This window comes from Ectothiorhodospira lacustris, from assembly GCF_022227845.1.
Taxonomy (GTDB): domain Bacteria; phylum Pseudomonadota; class Gammaproteobacteria; order Ectothiorhodospirales; family Ectothiorhodospiraceae; genus Ectothiorhodospira; species Ectothiorhodospira lacustris.
The window spans coordinates 122,036-146,615 of the sequence record NZ_JAJNQN010000002.1 but is presented as its reverse complement, the minus strand read 5'-3'; the positions used below and the strand labels follow the sequence as shown (position 1 = coordinate 146,615).

Below are 24,580 nucleotides of genomic sequence, written 5' to 3'. Positions count from 1 at the left end.
TCCTTCTTGGTTTCATGCAATGGTTCATGGATGGACGTCATGGGTCCGCCCCCTTGCCGGGGCGGGGTTGTCGGGCAGAGGCCCGCGTTGCCACAGCCAGTACAGCACCGGGATCAGCAGCAAGGAGACCAGGGGGGCGGTGATCATGCCGCCGATCACCGGGGCGGCGATGCGCTGCATGGCCTCGGAGCCGGGGCCGCTGTCCAGGAGCAGGGGGGAGAGCCCCAGCACCACCGTCAGCGAGGTCATGGCCTTGGGGCGCACCCGCATCACCGCCCCGGCGATGATGGCCTCCTCCAGGGCCTGCCGGTCGGTGGGCCGTTGCCGGGCCACGGCATTGCGGATGTACATGAGCATCACCACCGCAAACTCCGCCGCGAGTCCCATCAGCAGGATGAAACCCGCCGCCACCGCCACCGACAGGTCGTGGCCCAGCCAGTACACCAGCCAGATCCCCCCCACCGCGGCGAAGGGCAGGGCCCCCATCAGCATCAGCGCCTCCGGGCCGCTGCGAAAGCACAGGTACAGGAGCAGGAAGATCAGCACCAGGGTCACCGGGATCAGGTAACCCAGGCGCTCCCGGGCCCGTTCCATGTGCTCGTACTGGCCAGACCAGGCGATGGCATAGCCGGGGGGCAGCGTCACCTGTTCGGCCACCAGCCGGCGGGCCTCGGCCACGTAGGAACCCAGATCCCGATCGCGGATGTCCACCACCACCCAGCCGTTGAGACGGGCGTTTTCGGTGCGGATCATGGCCGGGCCGTCCACGATGCGGATGGTGGCCAGACTGCCCAGGGGCACGTGGGCACCGGCAGGGGTGATCACGGGCAGCGCCTCCAGGGCCTCGGGGCTGTCCCGCCAGTCCTGGGGATAGCGCAGGTTCACCGGGTAGCGTTCCCGGCCTTCCACGGTCTCGGTGACCCCCATGCCGCCCACCGCCGTCTGCACCAGGGACTGCAGTTCGGCCACGCTCACCCCATGGCGCGCCGCCCGCTCCCGATGGATCTCCACCTCCACGTAGCGGCCGGTGGCGGCCCGGTCGGCGAAGGCCGAGGCGGTGCCGGGCACCTGGGCGAGTACCGCCTCGATCTCCCGGCCGAGGCGTTCGATCCCGGCCAGGTCCGGACCGGAGATCTTCACCCCCACCGGGGAGCGGATGCCGGTGGAGAGCATGTCGATGCGGGTCTTGATGGGAGGCACCCAGACGTTGGCCACGCCGGGAAACTGCACTGCCGCGTCCAGTTCCCGGATGATGTCCGCCTTGGTCATGCCTTCCCGCCACTGATCCCGGGGCTTGAAACGGATCACCGTCTCCAGCATGCCGATGGGGGCCGGGTCGGTGGCGGTATCCGCCCGGCCCGCCTTGCCGAATACCTGCTCCACCTCGGGCACCGAGGCGATCAGCCGGTCGGTCTGCTGCAGGAACTCCCGCACCTTGTCCAGGGAGACCCCGGGGTTCAGGGACGGCATATACATCAGGTCACCCTCGTCCAGTTCGGGCATGAACTCGCTGCCCAACCGGGTGCCGGGCCACAACATGGTGAGGGCCAGCAGCAGGGCCGCCGCCACGGTGGCCCAGGGGTGGCGCAGCAGCAACCGCAGCAGGGGTTGATAGAGGGCGATCAGCAGCCGGCTCAAGGGGTGCCCGGCCTCGGGCCGGATGCGCCCACGTACCAAGTAGCCCATCAGTACCGGCACCAGGGTGATGCCCAGCCCGGCGGCGGCCGCCATGGCATAGGTGCCGGTGAAGGCCAGGGGCTTGAACATGCGGCCCTCCTGCCCTTCCAGCACGAACAGGGGCAGGAAACTCACGGTAATGATGAGCAGGGCGAAGAACAGGGGGCGGCCGGTCTCCTTGGCCGCCTCGGCCACCAGGGCCCAGCGGTCCTCCTCGGGACGGGCCCGCTCCAGGCGCTTGTGCAGGTTCTCCACCATGACGATGGCCGCGTCCACCATGGCGCCGATGGTCACGGCGATGCCCCCCAGGGACATGATGTTGGCGTTGATGCCCTGCTGTTGCATGATCATCAGGGCCGCCAGGATGCCGATGGGCAGGCTGACGATGGCCACCAGGGCCGAACGCAGATGCAGCAGGAACACCAGAGACACGGCGGCGATGATCAGGAACTCCTGCCACAGTTTGCTGGACAGGTTGTGTACCGATTCCCGGATCAGGGTGGAGCGGTCATAGGTCTCGACGATCTCCACACCGGGCGGCAGGCTGGGGCGCAGGGCGTCCAGGCGCTGTTTCACCCGTTCGATGGTGGCCAGGGCGTTTTCGCCGTGGCGCATCACCACCAGGGCCCCCACCACTTCACCTTCTCCATCCAGGTCCGCCAGGCCGCGCCGGGCCTCGGGACCCAGGCGGATCTCGGCCACGTCCTCCAGCAGCAGCGGGGTGCCGTCGGCGGTCCGGCCCACGGGGATGTGGGCCAGATCCGCCGCGCCGGTGAGATAACCCCGGGTCCGCACCATGTATTCGGCCTCGGCCATCTGCAGCACCGAGCCGCCCCCCTCCCGGTTACCCGCCTGGATGGCGCTGCGGACCTGCTCCAGGGTGAGGTCGAAGGCCCGGGCCCGGTTCGGGTCCAGCACCACCTGGTACTGCTTGACCATGCCCCCCAGGGTGGCCACCTCGGCCACGCCGGGCACCGACTGCAGTTCGTATTTGAGGAACCAGTCCTGCAGGCTGCGCAGGTCCGCCAGGTCATGGGTGCCACTCCGATCCACCAGGGCGTACTGGTAGACCCAGCCCACCCCGGTGGCGTCCGGCCCCAGGGCCGGACGGGCCCCGTCCGGCAGATCCGGGGCGACCTGGCTCAGGTATTCCAGCACCCGGGACCGGGCCCAGTAGGGATCGGTGCCGTCCTCGAAGATCACGTAGACGTAGGAATCCCCGAACATGGAAAACCCTCGCACGTCCCGGGCGCCGGGCACCGCCAGCATGGCGGTGGACAGGGGGTAGGTCACCTGGTCCTCGACGATCTGGGGGGCCTGGCCCGGATAGCCGGTATGGACGATCACCTGCACGTCCGATAAATCCGGGATGGCGTCCAGGGGCATGTCCCGCAGTGAGAACAGGCCCCAGGTGATGAAGATCGCCGTCAGCAGCAGGACCAGCAGGCGGTTGTCCAGGGAGGCCTGGATGATGCGGTCGATCATGGTGCATCTCCCGGACGGGGGGCCACGTGGGTCAGTTCATAGACGTATTCCTCCCGTTCCCGGATGCGAATATGCACGGCATCGCCGGGGGACAGTCCTTCCAGACTGACCCCGTCCGCCACCTCGAAGTCCATGGTCATGGCGGGCCAGCCCAGGACGGGAATGGGCTCGTGGTACAGGTTCACCCGGCGCGCTTCCCGGTCCACCCGGTTGATGCGGCCTTCGGCGGGGACGCTGTCGTCGTGGGTGTCGCCGCCGTCTTCAGGCGTCTCCAGGCGGGCCAGGGCCACGCTCACGGCGGCCTCCGAGTCGATGAGGAACTGGCCTGAGACCACCACCTTGTCCCCCGCTTCGATACCCGCCAGGATCTCCAGCCGATCCCCGGCGCGTCGCCCCAACGCCACTTGCCTGACCTGAAAGCGGCCTTCTTCCAGGGCGAGCACGACGCGATTCTCGTGGCCGGTGCGGATCACCGCCTCCACCGGGACATGGACCACCTCGCCGGTGGGGATGGCCGCGAGACGGGCCTCAACCCAGGCGCCGGGCCTGAGGATGCCGTCCGGATTATCCAGTCCCAGGCGGGCGCGCACCGTGCGGGTGGGCTGGGTCAGGGTGGGATAAAGGTAGTCCAGGCGGCCTTCCAGAACCTCGTCCGGATGGGCGGGTAGTCGCAGAGTGACATGGCTTCCCGGGGAGACGGCCGCGGCCTGTTGTTCGAACAGGTCCAGCATGACCCAGACCCGGGACAGGTCGCTGATCCGCATCACCTCGGTGCCCGGGGTGACGAACATCCCTTCGGCGACATTCAGGGCGGTGACGATGCCGTCCCGTGGGGCCGTGACCGGCACCCGTGTCAATGCCTGTCCCCGGGATTCCACCTCACGGATGGTGTCCCGGCTCAGCCCCAGGGCCCGCAGCCGTTCCCGGGCCGGTTCCGCCGGGCCGCCCCGGCGCAGGATCTGCAGCAGTTCTTCCTGGGCGTTCACCAGCAGGGGGGAATAGATCCGGAACAGTATCTGACCGGCCCGCACCGCCTCGCCGGTGGTGCGCACCCGCAGATCCTCGATCCAGCCCTCGGTGCGCAGGTGGACGTGGGCCAGACCGGCTTCATCCTCGGTCACGAAGCCGACGGTGCGGATCTCCCGAGTCAGTTCGCCCCGTTCTGCGGCGGCGGTGCGCACCCCCATGTTTTGCATCACCCGAGGGCTGATGCGTACGCCGCCCTCATCTGCAGGGTCCGTGTCTCCGGCGTAGATGGGAATGAAGTCCATGCCCATCTCGTCCTTGCGGGGTTCGTCCGAACGAATGGCAGGGTTGTGCGGGTGGCGGTAGTAGAGCACGGTCCGGCCGCCACCGTCTTCGGCCCGGGAGGCGGTCTCTCCATGGTGCCAGAGGATGGCGCCGGCACCCAGGGTGATGCCCAGGGACAGGCTCAGCAGCAGGGGCATGATTTTCATGACGGGTCCTCCCCCAGCAGGGACAGCAGACGGGCCTGGGCGATCCACCGGTCCCGGGTGACGTCGGCGGTGGTGATCTGCAACGCCAGGTGGTTGATGCGGGCGCGCACCAGGCCGGGCAGGTCCCCGGTGCCGGCAGCGTAGGCTTCTTCGGCGGCTCGAATGGACGCCTCGGCCAGGGGCAGCAGGCGCTGCCGGTAGCGCCGTTCCCGTTCAGTCAGTTGCTGCCAGGTGGCGTGATCGGTCGTGAGAGACTGCCGCAGTTCGCGGTGTTGGGCCTCCCGGTCGTGCCCGGCGGCGGCCGCCTCCCGCAGGCTGGCGGCCACATCCCGGTCCTGGCGATTGCGGGTGAACAGGGGGAGATCCAGCATCACCATGGCCGAGAGCCGGTCCGTGTCGTTCATGCCTGAGCGGGTCGAGGTACCGTAGGTGAGTTCCACCGACCATTCCGGTCGATAGCCCTGTCTGGCCAGGGCCACGCCCCGTTGCTGCTCGGTGACCATCAGGTCCTGGGCACGCAGCAGGGGGTGTTGATCAATGTCGTCGGTCAGGTTCGGGGTCGGCAGTTCGGGCAGACTGTCCGGAAGCGGACGGCGAGCGGCCTCCGCGCCGATCCATCGGGCCAGGCGGGCCTGTGCCCCGGTGGCGTCGGCCCGGTTGGCGTCAAGGCGGTCTGCCAGGTTTTCCAGCGCCAGTTCGGTCTCCAGGAGCGTCTGGTGTATGCCCCGTCCGGCGGCAAACTCCCGTTCGGTGACTTCCAGCAGTTCGCGCAACTGATCCCGGCTGGCCTCCAGCAGACTCAGGAGCCGACGCTGGTAATGCAGTTCCACATAGGCCTGGCGGACCTGGGCGCGGGTTTCCCGCATGGTCGCCTCCGCCCGGGCGTGGAAGGTCATGGCGCGCAGCCATTCCCGTTCACGACGCAGCGCCCGGCTGTCCCCCCGGGGGAAGGTCTGGCGCAGGCCCAGCCGGAGTTGGGTCATGTCATCGCCTTCCAGTTGCAGACGCTCTGCGGGCAGATCCATCCATTCGATGATCAGCATGGGATCCGGCAGGGCACCGGCGCTGACCGCGGATTCCGCCCGTGCCGCCGCCTGTTCCCGGTAGCGGGCGGTCAGGGGGTCCTGATCCAGGGCCAGGGTTTCGGCCTCGGCCGGACTCAATGGCAGGGGTGGAGGGGCCGCCGGGAGTGCCCCCGGCAGCAGAAGCAGCAGCAGGCCGGGCAGCCTGCCGGGGTTCTGGGATGGCATGAATTGACGTCCTCGCCTTGGGGTCGCGCGGGACCCCGTTGCATCGGGTCGACCCGGCGACGTTCAGACGCGTGGCAGAACCCGTATGGGCCGGCTGCGCGTGACGAGGGCCGAAGGGACGACCGGTATCCGGCGGCCCGTGGCCGCCCGGGGGTCAGGCGAGGTGGGGTTTGGGAGGTCGGTGTTCCAGCTGGGGAATCCGGGAGTGCAGGCCATGAATGATGCCGGCCGGGGCGGGCTGGCAGGCACGCTGTTCGACGGGTGGCTCCTGGGCCATTGCCAGGGCGCAGGCGGCACAGAAGGCACACTGCTCCTGGCTGGTTTCGGCCTGCTCGTCCCCGGTTTCACCGCAATGGCCCGTGTCGGCAGCGGGGACGTGATCCTGATGATGACCCTGGTGCATCCAGGCATCGCCTTTGGCGGCAGGCGAGGCCGCCAGCACATGGTGCATCGGCATCGCCAGAAGGGACGCGATCACCAGCAGGATGATGGCACGGACGTGCAGCATGAAACGATGCTGGCACATCTGTCGGGGACGGGCAAGCACTCTGGTCCGACGGCTTCGGATGACCGGTCAGGTGCGGACGATCGGCGGAGGGTATGGCGATCTTTTAAGTCATCGTCTTAAAACCGATATCCAGTATTATTCTCATTTAGTAATTTGAAATGGCATAACACCCAGGTCTATAGGAGTGCCTGAATGAAAGTTTTGCTGGAACGGACCGGTCTTGCCGGAGGGCTGACCATGCTGATGGGAACACTGGTCCTCACCAGCATCCTGGTGGTGACCGGGATGGTTTTCATGCAGTACCGGGAGGCCTATACCCAGGGGACGCTGCAGCAGCTCCAGTCCGCCGCGGCCATGAACACCCAGTCCTTCATGGACTGGCTTCGGGTGCGGCAGGACGAGATGCGTTATCTGGCAAGGCTGGAAGAGGCCGCGGACATGGATCCGGCCGGACTTACGCCCCTGCTGCTGGCCATGGTCGCCAACGGCTATTACGACACCATCATGGTGGTGGATCCCCGGGGGCATGGTATTGCCGGCGTATCCCACGACGGTCAGGCTCGGACGTTGCCGGCGGAACAGGTGGCCGGCTTCCGTCTGGACAACCGTTCCTGGTTTACCCAGGTAGTGGCCGGAACGGAGGTGATCGGCAAGCCGGTGCATTCCCGCTTCACCGGTTATCACGTGAGCCCCGTGGCGGTCCCTATCCACCGGGATGGCCAGGTGGTGGGGGTGGTGCGGGGCGCGGTCCGGCTGCAAAGCGTGTTTGAGCGGGTGCGGGAACTGTCTTCGGATGCGGACGGGGAGATCTTTCTGGTGGACGGTGCCGACGGTCGACCGGTGACCCCGGCACGCTCCATCCGCGATATCGATACGCCCCTGGATACCGAGGCGGTCCGGGCCATTCGCGAGGGCGGTAGCGGGGTGGGCCGCTACCCTAATTCGGCCGGGGCGGAGGTGATCGGCAGTTATACCCACATCCCCCTGCTGGGTTGGGGGCTGGTCCTGGAGCGGGAGGCAGGTCCTGCCTTTGCGGACATGCGTGCCATGCTGGCCCGACTGGTCGTCATTGCCGGTCTGATGATTGTCGTGGCCATGGCGCTGACTCTGCTGGTGGTGCGCACCGTAAATGCCATCATCGGCGGTGAACCTGCCGATGTGGCCGGTGCAGTGCAGCGGGTGGCCGGGGGAGATCTGAGCGTGCCGGTCCAGGGGCGGACGGGCGACTCCTCCAGTCTGGCGGCCGGTATCGGTGCCATGCAGGTCCGGCTCCGTGAAATGGTGGGGGAGATTGTCGATGTCTCCGGACGCCTGAGCGTCGCTGCTTCCCGTCTCTCCCGGGTGAATATGGATACGGACGAGGGTCTGCGGCGTCAGACTGAGCAGGTGGACGGCGCAGTGGTGGCCATGAACCAGATGGTGGCCACGGTGGATGAGGTGGCAAGGAACACCCAGTCGTCGGCCCATCTGGCCCAGGACACCCTGGCACAGGTGCAGGCCGGCAAGACGGAAGTGGGGCGCAGCATGGCCACCATCGAATCCCTGGCGGAAAACGTCAACGATTCGGCCCAGGCCATGGACTCCCTGCGGGAGGATGCCGAGCGCATCGGTACCGTACTGGAGGTGATCCGCGATGTCGCAGAGCAGACCAACCTGCTGGCCCTGAATGCGGCCATCGAGGCTGCTCGTGCGGGGGAGCAGGGGCGGGGATTTGCCGTGGTGGCTGCCGAGGTCAGGACCCTGGCCAGCTGTACCGAGAAATCCACCGCCGACATCCAGGGCATGATCGACCGGTTGCAGAACAGCGCCAGGAATGCTGCCCAAGTGATGGTGGTCAGTCGTGAGCAGGCGGTGCGGAGCGTGGATGAGGCGGCCCGGGCGGGGGAATCCCTGGACCGGATCACCGCATCAGTGACCCATATCAGCGACGTGATCCGGCAGATTGCCGGCGCTACCGAGGAACAGAGTGCGACGGCCCGGGACATCAATGGCGGCATTCAGCAGATCCATGCGGTCTCCGAGCAGACCCGGCGCTGTATGGACGAAACTTCCCATGCCGCGGAAGACCTCTCCGCTCTGGCGGACCAGCTACAGGGGCTGGTGCGGCGCTTTCGCATGTGATCGTTGTCGAGCGATGGAGATGGTGGCGGCCTTGTGCGCTCCGTCACGGTGAATCAGCTTTTCCAGCAGCAGGTGGCTTGGGTCCCGCGTTCCGGCCGCCAGCAGGGCCGCCGCCTCGGCGACGGCCGGTGTGCCCATTATCTGTCTGACCCGCTCGGAAGGATTGGGGACGGGTACCTGGGACAGGGTTTGGGCGGAAAACACCTGGATGTTCCAGCCATGGTGTTTTGCCACGAAGAGGATGGCCGGCTCGTGCCGGCGTTGTACGATGGTCCCCAAGCCGCCGACGGCATCCGGTGCGAGTGCCGCCATTTCCAGTGCCCTGTGTACCGCAACCATCATGGCGTCGGGATGAAGGCCGGGGGTACAGCCCACCCCTAAAAACGCATGTTTCATGAAGATGACCCCGCCATGACCTTGTTCTGCACGGCTTGAGGCGCTACTTTACCAGACCACGGTCTCCATGCCGTAGCCCGACGGCGCACAGGAATCGACCCACTCCATGACTTCAGGAAACACGCCCCGGGGTTCGCGCCCGGATCTGCAGCCCAACTTCGGGTATCGCATTCTCAAGCTGCTTGAGGGGCATGGCCTGGATCCTTCTCCCATCCATTACTGGATTTTTCACGAGTATCTACAGGCCGCCAACGAAGAGCTGGTGCAGGCGGTCAGTGAACAGCTCAGTACGGGCAGGAAGCTGGATTCCTTTGCCCTGCATCATCTGTTCGAACGCTACGTGGCCGGCGAGAGTCTGTCCCGTTTCAGCGGCATGGGGGATGAACTGGAGGCGTTGCTGGGGGGCGTCATCAGTCTGCTCCGAGATGCTGAACGCAGTACGGCGGGCTTTCATGAATGTCTGACGGACAATCTGCAGGCCCTGGATCAAACGGAAAACCCTGAAGGCCTGAAAGCCATCGCCAAACGCCTGGCGGCCGCGGTGGTCACGGCCAGTTCCGATAATCTTGCGCTGCAAAGGAACCTCGAAGAGGCGGAGCTGGAGGCTCGGCATCTGCGCAATGAGTTGGAAAAGCATCGGAAGGCTTCCATGACCGATCCCTTGACCGGCCTGTTCAATCGTCGGGGCATGGAAACGGAGATGGCCCGTGTTCTCATGGCTTCGGATGAGCTCCGTAATACCATGCTGGTGATGGATATTGACCATTTCAAGTCCATCAATGATCGTTATGGCCATGCCGTCGGTGATGTGGTCATCCGCAAGGTGGCCGTCTCCTTGCGCCGTGTCCTGCCGCCCGATGCGGTGCTGGTGCGTTTTGGCGGCGAGGAGTTCGTCGCCCTGTTATCGGGTTATACCGTACAGGAGGCCGTCGCCCTTGCCGAGCAGGCACGGACGATGGTGGAGCGCCTCAGGTTGGTGAACCGGCAGGATGATACGGTGGTGGAAGGCTTCACCATCTCCGCAGGCGTGGCGCCGGCAACGGCGGGCGACACGGTAGAAACCCTGTTCGCTCGGGCGGACAAGGCCCTTTACCAGGCCAAGCATGCGGGACGTAACCGGGTGGTGGTGGCCTCGGGCTGAAAATGCAGCCCTAATCCGAGCGTCGGGGGCGCCGTAGCAGGTAGGTGTCCATGATCCACCCCTTGGCGGCCCTGCCCGCCTGGCGAGCCTGTTCGATCTGCGGCGTGACGGTTTTCGCCGGACCTGAGATCAGGATCTCGTCCTCGGTCCCCAGATAGGCCCCCCAGAATATCTCCATGTCCTCTTCCAGTACCTTCCGATAGCTCAGATCCCCGTCCAGCATCACCAGGACCGCATCCAGGTCTTTGGGGAGGCCCTTGGCAAGTTGCCGGCCCGTGGTGACATGCACTGGCTCACCGATGCGATTGAGGGGGATGCGGTGACCCGCCGCCAGGGCCTGTACGCTGGTGATGCCGGGGATGACCCGGTAGTCCAGCGCCAGATTGCCCCGTGCCTGAATGATCTCCATGAGCCGCATGGCGCTGTCATAGAGGGCGGGGTCGCCCCATAGCAGCAGGGCGCCGCACTGCCCTTCCTCCAGTTCGTTCCGGATGGCCTGCTCCAGCAAGACTGCCCTGGCATCGTGCCACTCTTCCACCACCGAGGCGTATCCCCCCCGGCTCTGATCCCGCACCGGATCCTGCAGGGTGACGAAACGCCATGGGCGGTCGGTGGCGAACTGCTCGCAGATCTGCCGACGGAAGCGGGTCAGCTCCGCCGTTTCCGCTCGCTTGTCCAGGACGAAGAAGACATCCACGCGGTTGATGGCCTTGATGGCCTGCAGGGTCAGATAGTCCGGGTCGCCGGCGCCGATGCCGATCAGCAGGAATTCTCTCATGGGCGTCATGGTCAGGTCGGGGAGGGCAGTGTAGCAGGAAGTCTTTCGGTACGGTTTTCGTCTGTTTCGCGATAAGTAAATAATTTCAGGAAATATGATGCGAATAAGATAGATTATCGTTCAAGTTTGTATTTTTTATTGCTACACTGCGTTCCGGTCACTGCCATTGCGGTCATGTTTTCGAACCGGCAAAGGCACGTCGCCGTCACTCCCGCGAAAGCGGGAGTCCAGCGGGTGTTAGTGCGTGACTGGATTCCCGCCTGCGCGGGAATGACGACTTCGGCGTTCATTGTGACGACATTATCTTGAAATGGGGGAATTTCATGAAGGGTGAAATCATCGTGCGGGGTGGGCAAAACAGGCTGACCCGCGGCCTGGCGCTGGCACTGGGGAGTGCCTTGGCCGTGACCGCGACAAGTGCCCAGGCACAGATGCCGGAACTGACCTGGTCCGGTCTGCTGGAGATCGAGGCGGGCTGGGCCGAGGACTATGACGGCGGCTCCGAGAGTGATCTGAATCTGGCAACCGTGGAACTGGGGCTTGAGGCCCGGTTCAATGAACTCCTGTCTGCCCGCATCCTGCTGCTCTACGAAGATGATGGCGAAGAGTCGGAAGTGGAGGTGGACGAGGCTGTGATCTCCCTGGGGCTGCCGGCCCTGCCGGGTGCTTACCTGGAGGTGGGACGCCGGTACGTCCCGTTCGGTCGGTTCGAGACCGCCCTGGTCTCCGACCCGTTGGCCCTGGAATTGGCGGAAACCCGTGAGACCGCCGCCTTGCTGGGCTGGGAGGGCGAGCAGTTCTATGGGGCGGCCTGGCTGTTCAGCGGCGACACCCGTGACAACCTGAGCAGCGTGGGCCTGAACCTGGGGGTGGCATTCGATGTCGGTCCTGTGGAGATGGATCTGGGCGTCGCCTACACCAGCACCCTGGGCGATTCCGATGCATTGCAGGAAGTGGAAACCGTGGTCGAAGGCAAGCGCGTGGGCGGTTACAACGCCCATATCACCGCCGTCCATGGCCCCTTTACCCTGGCCGCCGAATATGTGGTGGCGGAGAAGCGCTTTGATGCCGGGCAGCTTGAATTTAACGGCAAGGGTGCTCGTCCCAGCGTCTGGGGGGTGGAGCTGGCCTATGAGCTGGATGGTCTGCAGCGTCCGGTGACCCTGGCCGCCGCCGCTCAGGGCAGCAGCGAGGCATTCATTGAGGATGCGCTGGAACTGCCGCGCTACCGCTATCTGGCCGGTGTGTCCATCGCCCTGATGGATCAGCTATCCCTGTCCTTCGAATACAGCCATGACCGCGATTACCGTGAGCGCGATGGTGGTACCGGCGACTCCGCCAATGCCTTTTTGGTGCAACTGGCGGCAGAGTTCTAAGTCCGCAGGTTTCGACCTGCACCCTTTCAATCCACGTCAACCTGTAAGCTTTTGGAGCAAATCATGAAAAAGACCCTCCTCACCGTTGCCCTGGCCGCCGGCCTGGGTCTGGCTTCCGGCAGTGTCATGGCCGATCGCGTCGAGCACTTCAAGGGGACGCCCTCGGAAACCCTGGAGCAGGCGGTCAAGAATTTCAGCGAATATAACGCCAAGCTGGAGGCCGTGCTGGCCGGCGAGCTGACCTCCGAAAAGGTGGCTGAGGTCCATGAGCTGACCTATACCCTGGAAGTGGCGCTGGAAAAGATCAATGAAGAACTGGAAGAACTGGCCGAGACCCTGGAGGAGCTGCACGTGGCTTCCGAGGAGAATGACTTTGCTCTGGTGAAGGCCAAGGGTGAAGAGTATCTGTCCGTGTCACGTAAGGTCATCAAGTAAGCCTTACGATTCCCTTTCGTGCCGCCGCCACTCCCGTCGTGCAATGGGGGATCCAGGTTTTCTATCTGCGTCATTCCCGCGCAAGCGGGAATCCAGTCGGACAATGCCTCCCTGGGCTCCCGCTTTCGCGGGAGTGACGGTGGGGTTGAAAGTAACGGCAAATTTGAGAGTGACGGCAAGTTTGAAGCCGTCATTCCCGCGCAGGCGGAAATCCAGGCTTTCTATCTGCGTCATTCCCGCGCAAGCGGGAATCCAGTCAGGCAATGACACCCCCTGAACTCCCGCTTTCGCGGGAGTGACGGTGGGGTACCCGGCAATCCCGCAACTCTCAGCGTGTCCGGAAGGACATGTGACAGGCCACGCAGGTGGCCGTGAGTTCATGCAGGGCCTTTAAGGCCTCCTGCAGATCCCCCTGTTCGGCCACCTTGGCGAATTCGGTGGCGGATTCATGCATGGCAAAACCCATCTGCCGCATGCCGTCGGGCATGAATCGTCCCGGTCCTCCCAGGCCCCGCGTGGCGGCGGCATGCTTGCCCATGGTGCTGATGCCCATGGTGTTCTCCGCCATTTCTCCCGCCTGTGCCAACTCTCCACGAGCCAGCAGATCAAGGATACGTTGATAGGCAATCAGGTGTTCCTGCATTTCCTCCCTGAGCAGTTCCCTTTGCAGCGTGGGCATTTCCACCAGGTGTCTGTGGTCCGGGGGTGGTTCCGGCGCCTGCGCCAGGGTCAGCGTGGGGATGAACAGCAGGATGAAGGCAAGGAAAGGGCGGGGCATGACGTTCACCGGAGAATGATCCTTCCCCACACTACCCCTTGCCATGCCGCAGCGCAAGAAAGGCGGCGACGGTGACCACCCCGGCAATCCCCGGGGTGGCCCCGCAATGGCTTCAGCAACGGCAGAGCGGGTCTTCCACCTGTTTGCGCTTGTCGGTGCCGGCCAGCAGTTCGACCAGGGCAAGGGCGAATTCCATGGCGGTACCCGGACCCCGGGATGTGGCCACGTTGCCGTCCACTTCCACCGGCTGTCCGGTGAGCTGGGTATCGGTAAGCCCCATGCCTTCCAGTACGGTGGGGTAGGCGGTCGCCCGGCGATCCGCCAACAGCCCGGCCTTGGCAAGCACCTTGGGCGCGGCGCAGATGGCCCCGACATAGCGTCCTTCATCATGGAGCTTGCGCAGCAGCGCGTGGATGCGGGGATCGTCATTGAGATGGTCCGCGCCGGGCAGGCCGCCGGGCAGCACCATCAGGTCATATGACTCGTGCTGAGCCTGTTCCAGTTCCGTGTCCGGCATCAGTACGATGCCGTGCGCGCCGGTGACGGGGCCGGGTTCCAGGCCGGCGGTGATCACGTCGAAGTCGGCCCGGCGCAGCAGGTCGATCAGGGTGACGGCTTCAAGTTCCTCGCAGCCGTTGGCGAGGGGGATAAGGATGCGTGCCATTGGCGAACTTCCTCCTTCTGCTTGAGATATTCACTGACCGTTATCAGGCGTATACCCCGGGACGCCAGGGTGGGCAGCACTTCTTCCAGCACCTGGAGAGTGGCCGGGTAGGGGTGGCCGATGGCCAGGGCATGTCCTTGGGTCCGGGCCAGCCGGATCAAGTGCTGCATCTGCATGCGGGCAAATTCCACGTCATGGGGTCGGGAGTCCAGAAAGACATCCCGCTGGGTGGTGTTCAGGCGTGCCCACTCGGCCACATGGCGCCCCAGGGTCTCCACGTGGGTGCGGCTGTCCACATAGTAAAGATCGGGGTCATGGGCGCGTAGTTCCGACATCACCCAGGCCAAGTGATGATATTCCCGGGAGAGGCGGCTGCCCATGTGGTTATTCACGCCCCGTATATGGGGCACCGAGGCCAGGGCCTGGCGCACACGGGACCGGGTTTCCCGTTCATCCAGGTGGCTCAGGATCGCCCCCGAACCCGGGTTGCTGCCGTTGTCCGCCTCCATGGGCAGGTGCAGCATCACTTCCTTGCCCCTCTCATGAGCCAGTTCCGCCGAGGCCTCGGAGAAGCGGAGATGGGGCAGCACGGCGCAGGTGACGGCGCCCGGGAGTGTCGTGGTGCGCCGGGCCTCCCGCAGGTCATTGCCCAGATCATCAATGATGATGGCAATGAAGGGCAGGCGCTCACCGGCCCCTAAGGGGCCGGTGAGAAGGCACAGGCACAATGTCAGGGCACACAGGCCCGAGACGTGCACGGGGAGCGGCCTTGCCTTTACTACCGGCGGGCCTGGAGGATGTCCAGGCCCTTGAGCAGGTTGAGGGCCTCGTAGAGCTGGAAGTCCCGCTGGGCCAGCGGTTCCTTCTCATCGTCATCTGTTGTGCTGGTCTCGGTGGCCCCTTCGCGGCCCTGCAGGTGACGGTTGAGTTGGGACTCGGTGATGGGCCTGACGTCCGGGGTTTCCGCCCGAGCCACGGTGACCGGCTCCAGCTTGATGTCCGGCTCGATGCCTTCCGCCTGGATGGAGCGCCCGGCAGGCGTGTAGTAACGGGCGGTAGTCAGCTTGAGCGCCTTGCCCTGGTTCAGGGGCAGGATGGTCTGCACCGAACCCTTGCCGAAAGTGGGGGTGCCCATGATGATGCCGCGCTGGTGATCCTGCAGGGCACCGGCGACGATTTCGGAGGCGGAGGCGGAGCCCTGGTTCACCAGGACCACCAGCGGCGCACCCTTGAGCACATCGCCGGGTGAGGCGGTGTAGCGGAACTGGGCATCACTGACCCGGCCCTCGGTGTAGACGATCAGGCCTTCCGTGAGGAAGGCGTCGGAAACACCCACGGCGCCGTTGAGGACGCCACCGGGGTTGTTGCGCAGATCCAGCACCAGTCCCTTGAGACCACCACTGTCCCGCTGCAGCTTGCGGATTTCCTCCACCAGGTTCTGGGCGGTCTTGGACTGGAAAGTGGTGATGCGCAGATAGCCGAACCCCGGCTCCAGCATCTCGCTGCGCACGCTGCGCACACGAATGGTGTCCCGGGTCAGGGTGACTTCGAAGGGACGATCCACACCTTCACGGACCACCGTGAGGGTGATCTTGCTGCCGCGGGGGCCGCGCATCTTGTTGACCGCTTCGTTCAGGGTCATGCCCTTCACCGGGTTGTCATCCAGGCGAATGATCAGGTCGCCGGCCTGGATGCCGGCGCGGCTGGCAGGGGTGTCGTCGATGGGGGAGATGATCTTGACGAAGCCGTCCTCCATGCCCACCTCCAGGCCCAGGCCGCCGAACTCACCGCTGGTCCCGATCTGCAGTTCCGAAAATTCGCTGGGGGTCAGATAGGAGGAATGGGGGTCCAGCCCGGAGAGCATGCCTCGAATGGCATTCTCCAGCAGTTTGGAGTCCTCGACCTCTTCCACATAGTTGCGCTTGATGCGCATGTAGACGTCGGTGAAGGCGCGCAGGTCCTCCAGTGGCAGGGCGTCGGCCTCATGCTGCTGGCGGTCCGCCATGACGCTGAAGGAGATGCTGAGCGCAACGCCCAGAATCAGGCCCATCAACAGGCCGGCGCCGACGCGGGTTTGGGTACTCATAGCCTTGAACTCCAAATGATTCTCTCCGTCTTGAGCGGGAGATTGAGGGCTTGATCGGTGCGGATCATGTGTCCGGATGGCCCCTATGGTGCGCTTATTAGCGAGAGCCTACCACTGGGAGCTTAGAGTCGCACCATTGGGAGGGGTTCACCGGGTTGCCTTTGTGACGAATCTCGAAATACAGGCCCGCACGTTCGCTACCGCCGCTGTCTCCCACCCGGGCAATCAGATCACCGGCCTGTACCCAGTCCCCCGGTGACTTGTACAGGGCCTGGTTATGGCCGTAGAGGGTCATGTAACCGCCGCCATGGTCGACGATCAGGAGCATGCCGAAGCCGCGCATCCAGTCGGCAAAGGCGACTCGGCCGTGATGGATCGCCTGTACCGGTTCTCCTTCGCGGGCGCTGATCACCAAGCCCTGCCAGCGGCGGCCGGTACCGCTGTCCCGGGTGCTGCCGAAGCGGTGGATGATTTCCCCCTGGACGGGGAACGGCAGCTTGCCGCGGCGTTCGGCGAAGGCCTGATTTGGCAGGGCGTCGTCGGGGATGTCGCTCAGGACTTGGTCCAGGGCCTTGAGCAGTTCTTCAAGACCCTCCTGGTCCGCCTGCAGGCGGGAAAGCGAGGTGCCTGCCTGGGTGATTTCCCGGCGCAGTTTTTCCAGCACCTGGGCCCGTTCCCGGCGCTGCTGTTCCAGTTGTTCCCGGTGCGCCAGCAGGGTCCGGCGCTGCTCTGTCTGCTGCAGGCGGGTCAGGTCCAGCTGGTGGTGGGTCTCGGCCAGCGCCGCCAGGGCCTGGGTGGCGGCCTCGATGCGGGCGTGCCGGGCCCGATTGTAGTGCTCGTAATAGACCAGCATGCGGCCGATACGGGCCGGATCTTCCTGATTCAGCAGCAGTTTCAGATGGTCCTGCCGGCCGGTCTGATAGGCGCTGCGAAGCTGGGCGGCCAGGGCGGTACGATGCTCCGCCAGTCGGGCCATTTCGTCACGCCGGCGGCGCTCCAACTCGCGCAGGCGGGTTTCCGTGGCCTTGAGGGCGCTCTCGCCGGCGGCCAGGTCGCGGCCGGTCCGGTCCATGGCGCGCTCCGTCTCCCGGAGTTGTCCTTCCAGCCGGCCCTGTTCGCCCCGAGCCGCTTCCAGGCGTCCCCGAACCTGCTGGATCTGCCGCTGTACCTGCTCCAGGCGGCGTGTGGCCTCTTCCCGTTCCGTGGCGGCCGGGATCGGAGAGGGGAGACCCAGCAGGGGAATGAGCAGGGCCATAACAAGATGACGCGGCCGGGGTATCATGGGCGGCGGATACGGAAAATCGTTGAAATATTTTTGATAAAGATCATAATCGAATCATCCAATTCTAATATATCAGCCCCCGGCCCATGGCTAAGGTGGCCCCCTTCGAGCCGCAAGCCCCCATGAATACAGTATCCGATATGATCCCTGATCTCCTGAACAAGGAAGAAGATATCGAGCGTGCCTCCCGCTCCCTCAAGGCCATGGCCCATCCGCTGCGCCTGAAGATCCTCTGCGTTCTGGGTGACAGAGAGGTGAGCGTGCAGGAGATCGTCGATCATGTGGGGACCTCCCAGAGCAATATATCCCAGCACCTGGCCATCCTGCGCGACAAGGGGATCCTGGCCTCCCGCAAGGATGCCAATCGGGTCTATTACCGGGTCAGTGATGCCAGAACCCTGCGTCTGATCAGCATGATGCAGGACGTCTTTTGCCGCTCCGCGTGAGTCCCCCTGCTCACGGGCTGGCCTGACTGACTTGCCCGCGGGGGCGCATGGCTTCAGAATGCGCCCTTTCCAATGATTCACGAGTCTTGAGCGATCCATGGACCAATACCTGGAGTTTGTTGCCAATCACCCCCTCCTGTTCGGTCTGCTGGCGGCGGTCATTGGTGCCATCGGCTATACCGAATACACTCGCCTGACGCGGAAATACAAGGTGCTCGGGCCAGCTGACGTGGTTCGGATCATGAACCAGGATCAGACCGTGGTGGTGGATGTGCGTGAGGAGGGCGAGGCCCGCCAGACCGGCAAGATTGCCGGTGCCCGCCACATCCCCCTGACCAAGTTCAAGGACCGTTTCACCGAGATCAACAAGTTCAAGGACAAGGCCGTCGTCGTCTATTGCCAGACCGGCGCCCGTTCCGGTCAGGCCTGCAACACCCTGGTCAAGAACGGTTTCGAGAATGTGGTCAATCTTCAGGGTGGCGTCCTGGCCTGGGAGTCCGCCGGTCTGCCCCTGAGCAAGAAATAAGGCGGCCCCGTGGCGGATTCATCGCCACCCACGGGCGGCACCACCGTGGTGATTTACGGGACCGACTCCTGCGCCTTCTGCATGCTGGCCCGGCGATTGCTCAGGAGCAAAGGCGTCTCCTTCGAGGAGATCCGGGTAGACCGGGACCCGGTCCAGCGTGAAGTGATGGAGCAGCGCTCGGGGCGGGAGACGGTACCTCAGGTGTTTGCCGGGGACCGGCATCTGGGCGGCTATACGGACTTGGTGGCGCTGGATCGACAGGGTGAGTTGGACGCCCTGCTAGGGCTGGATGGGGGCTGAGACCTGCTTTCCCGCCCGTTATCATCCTGTCATTTGCAGCCCCTGGGCCGCCCCCCCTATCATTGTCCGCTCGATCACCTCGTACCCAACCAGTCACGGAGTCAGCATGACGGAAAATCAGGCACCGAAACCCAACGCCGACGGCGTTGCCCAGGGACAGCCGCAGCAGGAGTTCGGGCTGCAGAAGATCTATGTGAAGGATATCTCCTTCGAGTCGCCCAATTCTCCCGCCGTCTTTACCCGCGAGTGGAAGCCGGAAACCCAGGTGCAGCTGAACTCCCAGGCCCGGTCCCTGGATGAGAACGGACTCTTCGAAGTGGAGTTGACGGTGACCGTGACCACCAAATCCCAGGACAAGGCGGCGTACCTGGTGGAAGTGAAGCAGGCCGGCGCCTTCGTGCTGCGGGGCATCCCCCAGGACCAGATGGGTCCGCTGCTGGCGGCCTACTGTCCCAATCTGCTGTTCCCCTTTGCCCGCGAGGCGATCTCCGATCTGGTCACCCGCGGTGGCTTCCCGCAAATGCTGCTGGCTCCGGTCAACTTCGATGCCCTCTATACGCAGAAGCTGCGTAACGAGCAGCAGGCGGCTCAGGGTGGCGGTGGTGATGCCGCGCCCACCCCGCTGAACTGAGCTCCGGCCTCCATGGGTGTCGTGGGTCATGTGGCGGTGCTGGGCGCCGGTTCCTGGGGGACGGCGCTGGCGATTCATCTTGCCCGCAAGGGTCTGAAGGTCGGCCTGTGGGGGCGTGACGGGGAGCGGATGGCGGAAATGCGGGCCGCCGGTCGCAATGTCCGCTATCTGCCGGATGCCCCGTTCCCGGCGACCTTGACGCCCGTTGATGATCTCGATGCCCTTGTGTCCGCGGCCGATCGGGTCCTGCTGGCCGTGCCCAGCAGCGGTTTTCACGAGATTCTGCGCCGCATTGCCCCGCAACTGCCGGGGCGTGGGCTGGTGTGGGCCACCAAGGGTCTGGATCTGGAAACCACCCGCTGGCTCCATGAGCTGGTGCTGGAGGATCTGCCTGGTGATGTGCACTGGGGGGTGGCCTCCGGTCCTTCCTTTGCCTCCGAGCTGGGCCGGGGCCTGCCCACCGCACTGACCCTGGCTGCGCCGGATCCGGCCTTTGCCGAGGATGCCCGTGCCTGGCTGGCAGGTGGTACGTTGCGGGTATACACCAGTGACGACGTGGTGGGTGTGCAGCTGGGCGGTGCCTTCAAGAACGTGCTGGCCATTGCCGCCGGGGTGTCCGATGGCCTGGGTTTTGGGGCCAATGCCCGTGCCGCACTGATCACCCGGGGGCTGGCGGAGCTGATGCGTCTGGGGGCCGCCACCGGTGCCCGCAACGAGACCCTGATGGGGTTGTCTGGTCTGGGGGATCTGGTGCTCACCTGTACCGACAACCAGTCCCGCAATCGTCGCCTCGGCCTGGCCCTGGGCCAGGGGCAGGGGATGGATGAAGCGGTGGCGGCCATCGGCCAGGCGGTGGAGGGTGTGCGCACCGCCCGGGTGGCAGTGGCCAAGGCCGCCGCCCTGAAGGTGGACATGCCCATCTGTCGGCAAGTGTACCGGGTCCTTTATGAAGGGCTGGCGCCGATGGCTGCGGTGGAAGAGCTGCTGAGCCGGGACCCCAAGCCGGAGTTCTAGCTGTCTGACGGCCCCTTTGACACGGGCTTGTGCATGTCACGTCAGGCGTCGTTCTGAAAAACATCGCCGCTCCCGCTGGAAAGCAGCGTCGTTTCCGCAGGAAAACATCGTCACTCCCGCGAAGGCGGGAGTCCAGGGTTTTCAGTTCGTCACTGGATTCCCGCCTTCGCGGGAATGACGGGATAGGGTGCGGGAATGACGGGATAGGGCGCGGGAATGACGGGATAGGGCATGGGAATGACGGGATAGGCAGGGGTATGTTTTGCTCTGCACATCTTCAGGTGGCGGCACCGGGGTAGCCCAGTTGCCGCCAGGCCTCCATCACCACCACGGCCACCGAGTTGGACAGGTTGAGGCTGCGGCTCCCCGGCATCATGGGGACGCGCAGGCGTTGCTCCGCGGGGAGCGTTTCCAGCACCACCTCCGGCAGGCCCCGGGTTTCCGGGCCGAACAGGAAGGCATCCCCCGTCTGAAACGGGATCTCGCTGTAGACCCGGCTGCCTCGGGTGGACAGGGCGAACAGCCGCTGCGGCTGTATGGCTTCCGAGAAGGCCCCCAGGCTGTCATACTCCGTCACCGGAGCCATATCCCGATAATCCAGCCCTGCGCGCCGCAGGCGTGCGTCATCCAGCGTGAACCCCAGCGGGTGGATCAGGTGCAGCCGGCAGCCGCTATTGGCCGCCAGGCGCATGACGTTACCCGTGTTGGGCGGTATCTCCGGTTGATACAGGACGATATGAAACATGCCAGTCGACACTTCCCCTAAACAGGCCCTTGCGATCGATTTTTGCGGGCTTTCCATGGCCTCTCCCCTGGTGCTGCTCTCGGGCTGCGTGGGGTTCGGCGAGGAGTATACCCGTGTGGCGGGTTTCTCCAATCGTCATGTGGGCGCCGTCTGTCTCAAGGGCACCACGGGTCAGGCCCGTTCGGGCAACGCCCCTCATCGGGTCTACGAGACCCCCGGCGGCATGCTCAATGCCATCGGCCTGCAGAATCCGGGGGTGGACTTCGTGGTGGACGAGATCCTGCCCGGCCTGGACTATGACGAGACCCGTTTCATCGCCAATGTTTCCGGCTCCACCATCGAGGAATACATCGAAGTCACCCGCCGTTTTGATGATTCTCCGGTGGATGCCATCGAGATCAACATCTCCTGCCCCAACGTGAAGGAGGGTGGGGTGGCCTTCGGCAATGATCCGGACATGTCCGCCCGGGTGGTGGCGGCCTGTCGCAAGGCCACCGGCAAGCCGCTGATCACCAAGCTCTCTCCCAATCAGACGGACATCGCCGCCAATGCCCGGCGCTGCATCGAGGCCGGCACCGATGCCTTTTCCGCCATCAACACCCTGATGGGGATGGCCATCGATGCCGAGCGTCGCCGCACCGTGATCGGCAACAACCAGGGCGGCCTGTCCGGTCCGGCCGTCAAGCCGGTGGCCCTGCTGCGGGTGCATCAGGTCTATCAGGTGGCCAAGCCCCATGGGGTGCCCATCATCGGCCAGGGCGGGGTGGCCTGTGCCACCGATGCCATCGAGTTCCTGCTGGCGGGGGCCACAGCGGTCGGGGTGGGGACGGGGCTGTTCTATGATCCGTTGCTGTGCCAAAAGATCAACCAGGGTATTCAGGATTACCTGAAGCGCCACGGGTTTGGCCATGTGTCGGAGCTGACGGGGACCCTGCAGCTGAACTGAGGGGCATCAGGCCCCCAGATCCTCACCCTCATCCATGTTCAGTTCGTTGATCTTGCGGGTGAGGGTGTTGCGCCCCCAGCCCAGTAGTTTTGCCGCATCCTGGCGTCGCCCGCCGGTCTTCTTCAGGGCGGCCTTGATCATGATGCGCTCGAAGGCCGGGGTGGCCCGGTCCAGCAGGGAGGCATTGCCCCGCGCCAGTTCCTGTTCCGCCCAGTGAGCCAGCTCTTCCTCCCAGCCGCCGCCGTGGCTGTTGCCGGAGCGCTCGTGCAGTTCCGGCGGCAGGTCGTTGGTGTGGATCTCCCGGCCCGAGGCCATGACCGTGAGCCAGCGGCACAGGTTTTCCAGTTGCCGCACATTGCCGGGCCAGTCCAGGGCCGAGAGATACTCCATCACCTCCGGCAACGGGACCTTGCGCTCCACGTTCAGCTCGGCCGCTGCCGTCCCCAGGAAGTGATTCAGCAACAGGGGGATGTCCTGGCGCCGTTCCCGCAGGGCCGGGACATGAATGCGAATCACGTTCAGCCGATGGAAAAGGTCTTCCCGGAACAGGCCTTCCTGGACCCGGCTTTCCAGGTTCTGGTGGGTGGCGGCGATGATGCGTACATCCACCTTCACCGGCATGTGCCCGCCGACCCGGTAGAACTCGCCGTCCGCCAGTACCCGCAACAGCCGGGTCTGTAGTTCCGCCGGCATGTCACCGATCTCGTCCAGGAACAGGGTGCCGCCGTCCGCCTGTTCGAAGCGTCCGCGACGGGCGCTCTGGGCACCGGTGAAAGCCCCCTTCTCGTGACCAAACAGTTCCGATTCCAGCAGATCCTTGGGAATGGCGGCGGTGTTCAGGGCGATGAAGGGCATGTGTGCCCGGGGGCTGTGGCGGTGCAGGGCGTGGGCCACCAGCTCCTTGCCGGTGCCCGACTCGCCGTTGATGAGAACGGTGATGTTGGAGCGCGACAGTCGACCGATGGCGCGGAATACCTCCTGCATGGCCGGCGCCTCGCCGATGATCTCCGGGGTCTTGCTGTTGCCGGAGGGTTCCTCCCGGCCTCGCTCCCGCCGTGCCTGACAGGCCCGTTTCACCAGCGAGACCGCGTCGTCCACGTCGAAGGGCTTGGGCAGGTATTCGAAAGCGCCGCCCTGGTAGGCGGAGACCGCGCTTTCCAGGTCCGAATGGGCGGTCATGATGATCACCGGCAGTTCCGGGTGTTCCCGCTGCAGCCGGCTGAGCAGTTCCAAGCCGTCCATGCCCGGCATGCGGATGTCCGTCACCAGCGCGTCCGGTACGTCGCGTTCGAGGCATTCCAGGGCCTCGGCGGCACAGGCGAAGGAGGTGACCTCGATGCCGGCCTTGTTCATGGCCCGTTCCAGCACCCAGCGGATGGATCGGTCGTCATCAATGACCCATATATGTTCACGTCTAGTCATCCATAAGCTCCACGGGGATCAGCAGTGAAAACACCGTCTGCCCCGGACGGGAAGTACACTCGATCAGGCCGCCCATCTGGTTGAGCAGGGATTGGGCGATGGAAAGCCCAAGCCCCGTACCCCCGGCGCGGCCCGAGACCATGGGAAAGAAGATGCGCTCGCGGATGTCCTCGCTGATACCCGGCCCATCGTCGATGATCTGGATCAGGGCCACCAGCTTGTGACGGATCTGGCCGATGGTGTACTGGCGCCGCACCCGGGTCCGCAGGCGGATTTCTCCGCCATCATCCAGGGCCTGCACCGCGTTGCGCACGATATTGAGTACCGACTGGATCAGCATGTCCTGGTCGGCGTTGACATCGGGGATACTGGGGTCGTAGTCGGTGCGGATGTGAATCTCTTCCGGGGCTTCGACGCTCACCAGGCTGCGGACATGCTCCAGCACCCGGTGGATGTTGAGGGGGCGGGAGTGGGGCAGGCTGTTGGGTCCCAGCATCCGGTTGACGAGATTCTGCAGGCGATCTGCCTCGCCGATGATGATCCGGGTGTACTCCTGCAGCTCAGGGTCCGGCAGCTCCCGTTCCAGGAGCTGGGCCGCGCCGCGCAGCCCTCCCAGGGGATTCTTGATCTCGTGGGCCAGGCCCCGGACCAAGGCCCGGGTGGCGGATTGCTGGTTGAGGAGTTGCTCTTCCCGGGTGATGCGCAACTGCCGGTCCACCTGGATCAGTTCCACCAGCAACTGTCTGGCGTGCCCCGGCTCGGAGAGGGGGGAGGCGGTCAGGTCCACGGTCACCTCCCGGGCGAAATGCAGGGCCAGGAGTCGTTCCCGCTCGGTAAACGGGTGGCCCGTGTCCAGGGATTGCCTCAGGCTGGCGATAAAGGTTTCGTCTTCCCGGAACAGTCCCTGGATGGGTAGGCCCTGGATCCGGTTCAGGCTCATCTCCATCAGCATCTCCGCCGCCGGGTTCATGTAGACCAGGCGCAGCTGATCATCTGCCACCAGGACGGCGGTGGTCAGGGTCTCCAGCAGTTGTCGGTGCAGGCTGTGATCGTGAGGCATACGGATTCCCTAATGCAAGAAACAAACCAGAATGATGCCGCCCGCGGGAATCGCGC

General features: G+C 64.8%; 24 protein-coding genes. 10 read left to right on the top strand and 14 right to left on the bottom strand.

The features are described 5' to 3' along the window. Positions 1 to 24: 24 nt before the first annotated feature. From LQ956_RS02440 to LQ956_RS02425, 4 genes are all read right to left on the bottom strand, one after another. Positions 25 to 3,162 carry an efflux RND transporter permease subunit gene (locus LQ956_RS02440; RefSeq protein WP_238629317.1) on the bottom strand — a complete coding sequence of 1,046 codons (3,138 nt, stop codon included), beginning with the start codon at positions 3,160 to 3,162 and terminating at the stop codon, positions 25 to 27. Continuing rightward, positions 3,159 to 4,619: an efflux RND transporter periplasmic adaptor subunit gene (locus tag LQ956_RS02435; RefSeq protein WP_238629316.1), complete on the bottom strand. Its 1,461-nt coding sequence runs from the start codon at positions 4,617 to 4,619 to the stop codon at positions 3,159 to 3,161. Before LQ956_RS02435 ends, LQ956_RS02440 begins: the two co-directional genes overlap by 4 nt. Next, positions 4,616 to 5,869, bottom strand: coding sequence for a TolC family protein (locus LQ956_RS02430; protein ID WP_238629315.1), 1,254 nt, complete (start codon positions 5,867 to 5,869; stop codon positions 4,616 to 4,618). The genes LQ956_RS02435 and LQ956_RS02430 overlap by 4 nt, the downstream gene beginning before the upstream one ends. A 154-nt stretch (positions 5,870 to 6,023) precedes the next feature. Further along, positions 6,024 to 6,377 (bottom strand): hypothetical protein, encoded by a 354-nt coding sequence (locus tag LQ956_RS02425; RefSeq protein WP_238621106.1) that lies wholly within the window; start codon positions 6,375 to 6,377, stop codon positions 6,024 to 6,026. A gap of 192 nt (positions 6,378 to 6,569) precedes the next feature. Here LQ956_RS02425 and LQ956_RS02420 point away from each other — a divergent pair, with 192 nt between their 5' ends. After that, complete coding sequence (locus LQ956_RS02420; protein ID WP_238629314.1) at positions 6,570 to 8,498, top strand: methyl-accepting chemotaxis protein; 1,929 nt, start codon at positions 6,570 to 6,572, stop codon at positions 8,496 to 8,498. Here LQ956_RS02420 and LQ956_RS02415 read toward each other — a convergent pair. Continuing rightward, complete coding sequence (locus LQ956_RS02415) at positions 8,466 to 8,894, bottom strand: cobalamin biosynthesis protein (RefSeq protein WP_238621104.1); 429 nt, start codon at positions 8,892 to 8,894, stop codon at positions 8,466 to 8,468. The two genes, LQ956_RS02420 and LQ956_RS02415, sit on opposite strands and share 33 nt — an antisense overlap. A gap of 106 nt (positions 8,895 to 9,000) precedes the next feature. Between LQ956_RS02415 and LQ956_RS02410 the strand changes: the two genes are divergently transcribed. Then, positions 9,001 to 10,035: a GGDEF domain-containing protein gene (locus LQ956_RS02410; protein ID WP_238621103.1), complete on the top strand. Its 1,035-nt coding sequence runs from the start codon at positions 9,001 to 9,003 to the stop codon at positions 10,033 to 10,035. Between the two features lie 10 nt (positions 10,036 to 10,045). Here LQ956_RS02410 and cobF read toward each other — a convergent pair whose 3' ends face one another. After that, a complete protein-coding gene (cobF, locus tag LQ956_RS02405) occupies positions 10,046 to 10,822 on the bottom strand; it encodes a precorrin-6A synthase (deacetylating) (protein ID WP_238621102.1) in 777 nt (258 codons plus the stop codon). A 314-nt stretch (positions 10,823 to 11,136) separates the two neighbouring features. Here cobF and LQ956_RS02400 point away from each other — a divergent pair, with 314 nt between their 5' ends. Beyond that, positions 11,137 to 12,189 carry an LbtU family siderophore porin gene (locus tag LQ956_RS02400; protein WP_238621101.1) on the top strand — a complete coding sequence of 351 codons (1,053 nt, stop codon included), beginning with the start codon at positions 11,137 to 11,139 and terminating at the stop codon, positions 12,187 to 12,189. A 63-nt stretch (positions 12,190 to 12,252) separates the two neighbouring features. Continuing rightward, positions 12,253 to 12,624, top strand: coding sequence for a DUF6746 family protein (locus LQ956_RS02395; protein ID WP_238621100.1), 372 nt, complete (start codon positions 12,253 to 12,255; stop codon positions 12,622 to 12,624). Between the two features lie 328 nt (positions 12,625 to 12,952). Here LQ956_RS02395 and LQ956_RS02390 read toward each other — a convergent pair whose 3' ends face one another. From LQ956_RS02390 to LQ956_RS02370, 5 genes are all read right to left on the bottom strand, one after another. Next, positions 12,953 to 13,402: a cytochrome c gene (locus LQ956_RS02390; protein WP_238621099.1), complete on the bottom strand. Its 450-nt coding sequence runs from the start codon at positions 13,400 to 13,402 to the stop codon at positions 12,953 to 12,955. 112 nt (positions 13,403 to 13,514) lie between these two features. Next, positions 13,515 to 14,066: a DJ-1 family glyoxalase III gene (locus LQ956_RS02385; protein WP_238621098.1), complete on the bottom strand. Its 552-nt coding sequence runs from the start codon at positions 14,064 to 14,066 to the stop codon at positions 13,515 to 13,517. Next, the gene (locus LQ956_RS02380; protein ID WP_238621097.1) at positions 14,006 to 14,824 is read right to left on the bottom strand and encodes a divergent polysaccharide deacetylase family protein; all 819 of its coding nucleotides are present in this window, start codon (positions 14,822 to 14,824) and stop codon (positions 14,006 to 14,008) included. The genes LQ956_RS02385 and LQ956_RS02380 overlap by 61 nt, the downstream gene beginning before the upstream one ends. Positions 14,825 to 14,844: 20 nt before the next feature. Beyond that, complete coding sequence (locus LQ956_RS02375; protein ID WP_238621096.1) at positions 14,845 to 16,152, bottom strand: S41 family peptidase; 1,308 nt, start codon at positions 16,150 to 16,152, stop codon at positions 14,845 to 14,847. A gap of 97 nt (positions 16,153 to 16,249) precedes the next feature. Beyond that, positions 16,250 to 17,407 carry a murein hydrolase activator EnvC family protein gene (locus LQ956_RS02370; protein WP_238621095.1) on the bottom strand — a complete coding sequence of 386 codons (1,158 nt, stop codon included), beginning with the start codon at positions 17,405 to 17,407 and terminating at the stop codon, positions 16,250 to 16,252. A 167-nt stretch (positions 17,408 to 17,574) separates the two neighbouring features. On the opposite strand from LQ956_RS02370, the gene LQ956_RS02365 reads away from it, so the two are divergent. The 5 genes from LQ956_RS02365 (at position 17,575) to LQ956_RS02345 (ending at position 20,351) form a co-directional block, all read left to right on the top strand. Beyond that, positions 17,575 to 17,880, top strand: coding sequence for an ArsR/SmtB family transcription factor (locus tag LQ956_RS02365; protein WP_238621094.1), 306 nt, complete (start codon positions 17,575 to 17,577; stop codon positions 17,878 to 17,880). A gap of 97 nt (positions 17,881 to 17,977) precedes the next feature. Continuing rightward, the gene (locus LQ956_RS02360) at positions 17,978 to 18,406 is read left to right on the top strand and encodes a rhodanese-like domain-containing protein (RefSeq protein WP_238621093.1); all 429 of its coding nucleotides are present in this window, start codon (positions 17,978 to 17,980) and stop codon (positions 18,404 to 18,406) included. 9 nt (positions 18,407 to 18,415) lie between these two features. Then, positions 18,416 to 18,706: a glutaredoxin 3 gene (gene grxC, locus LQ956_RS02355; protein WP_347402040.1), complete on the top strand. Its 291-nt coding sequence runs from the start codon at positions 18,416 to 18,418 to the stop codon at positions 18,704 to 18,706. Between the two features lie 106 nt (positions 18,707 to 18,812). Then, the gene (gene secB, locus LQ956_RS02350; RefSeq protein ID WP_238621092.1) at positions 18,813 to 19,337 is read left to right on the top strand and encodes a protein-export chaperone SecB; all 525 of its coding nucleotides are present in this window, start codon (positions 18,813 to 18,815) and stop codon (positions 19,335 to 19,337) included. Positions 19,338 to 19,349: 12 nt separating this feature from the next. After that, positions 19,350 to 20,351, top strand: a complete 1,002-nt coding sequence (locus LQ956_RS02345) for an NAD(P)H-dependent glycerol-3-phosphate dehydrogenase (protein WP_238629313.1) — start codon at positions 19,350 to 19,352, stop codon at positions 20,349 to 20,351. A gap of 277 nt (positions 20,352 to 20,628) precedes the next feature. On the opposite strand, the gene LQ956_RS02340 is transcribed toward LQ956_RS02345, so the two are convergent. Further along, a complete protein-coding gene (locus LQ956_RS02340; RefSeq protein ID WP_238629312.1) occupies positions 20,629 to 21,096 on the bottom strand; it encodes a tRNA (cytidine(34)-2'-O)-methyltransferase in 468 nt (155 codons plus the stop codon). Here LQ956_RS02340 and LQ956_RS02335 point away from each other — a divergent pair. Continuing rightward, complete coding sequence (locus LQ956_RS02335; protein WP_238621089.1) at positions 21,095 to 22,042, top strand: dihydroorotate dehydrogenase; 948 nt, start codon at positions 21,095 to 21,097, stop codon at positions 22,040 to 22,042. The genes LQ956_RS02340 and LQ956_RS02335 overlap by 2 nt on opposite strands. 6 nt (positions 22,043 to 22,048) lie before the next feature. Here the strand turns inward: LQ956_RS02335 and ntrC are convergent, their stop codons facing one another. Together ntrC and glnL are read right to left on the bottom strand one after the other, a co-directional pair. Then, complete coding sequence (gene ntrC / locus LQ956_RS02330) at positions 22,049 to 23,464, bottom strand: nitrogen regulation protein NR(I) (RefSeq protein ID WP_238621088.1); 1,416 nt, start codon at positions 23,462 to 23,464, stop codon at positions 22,049 to 22,051. Continuing rightward, positions 23,457 to 24,524 carry a nitrogen regulation protein NR(II) gene (gene glnL, locus LQ956_RS02325; RefSeq protein ID WP_238629311.1) on the bottom strand — a complete coding sequence of 356 codons (1,068 nt, stop codon included), beginning with the start codon at positions 24,522 to 24,524 and terminating at the stop codon, positions 23,457 to 23,459. Before glnL ends, ntrC begins: the two co-directional genes overlap by 8 nt. Positions 24,525 to 24,580 lie beyond the last annotated feature (56 nt).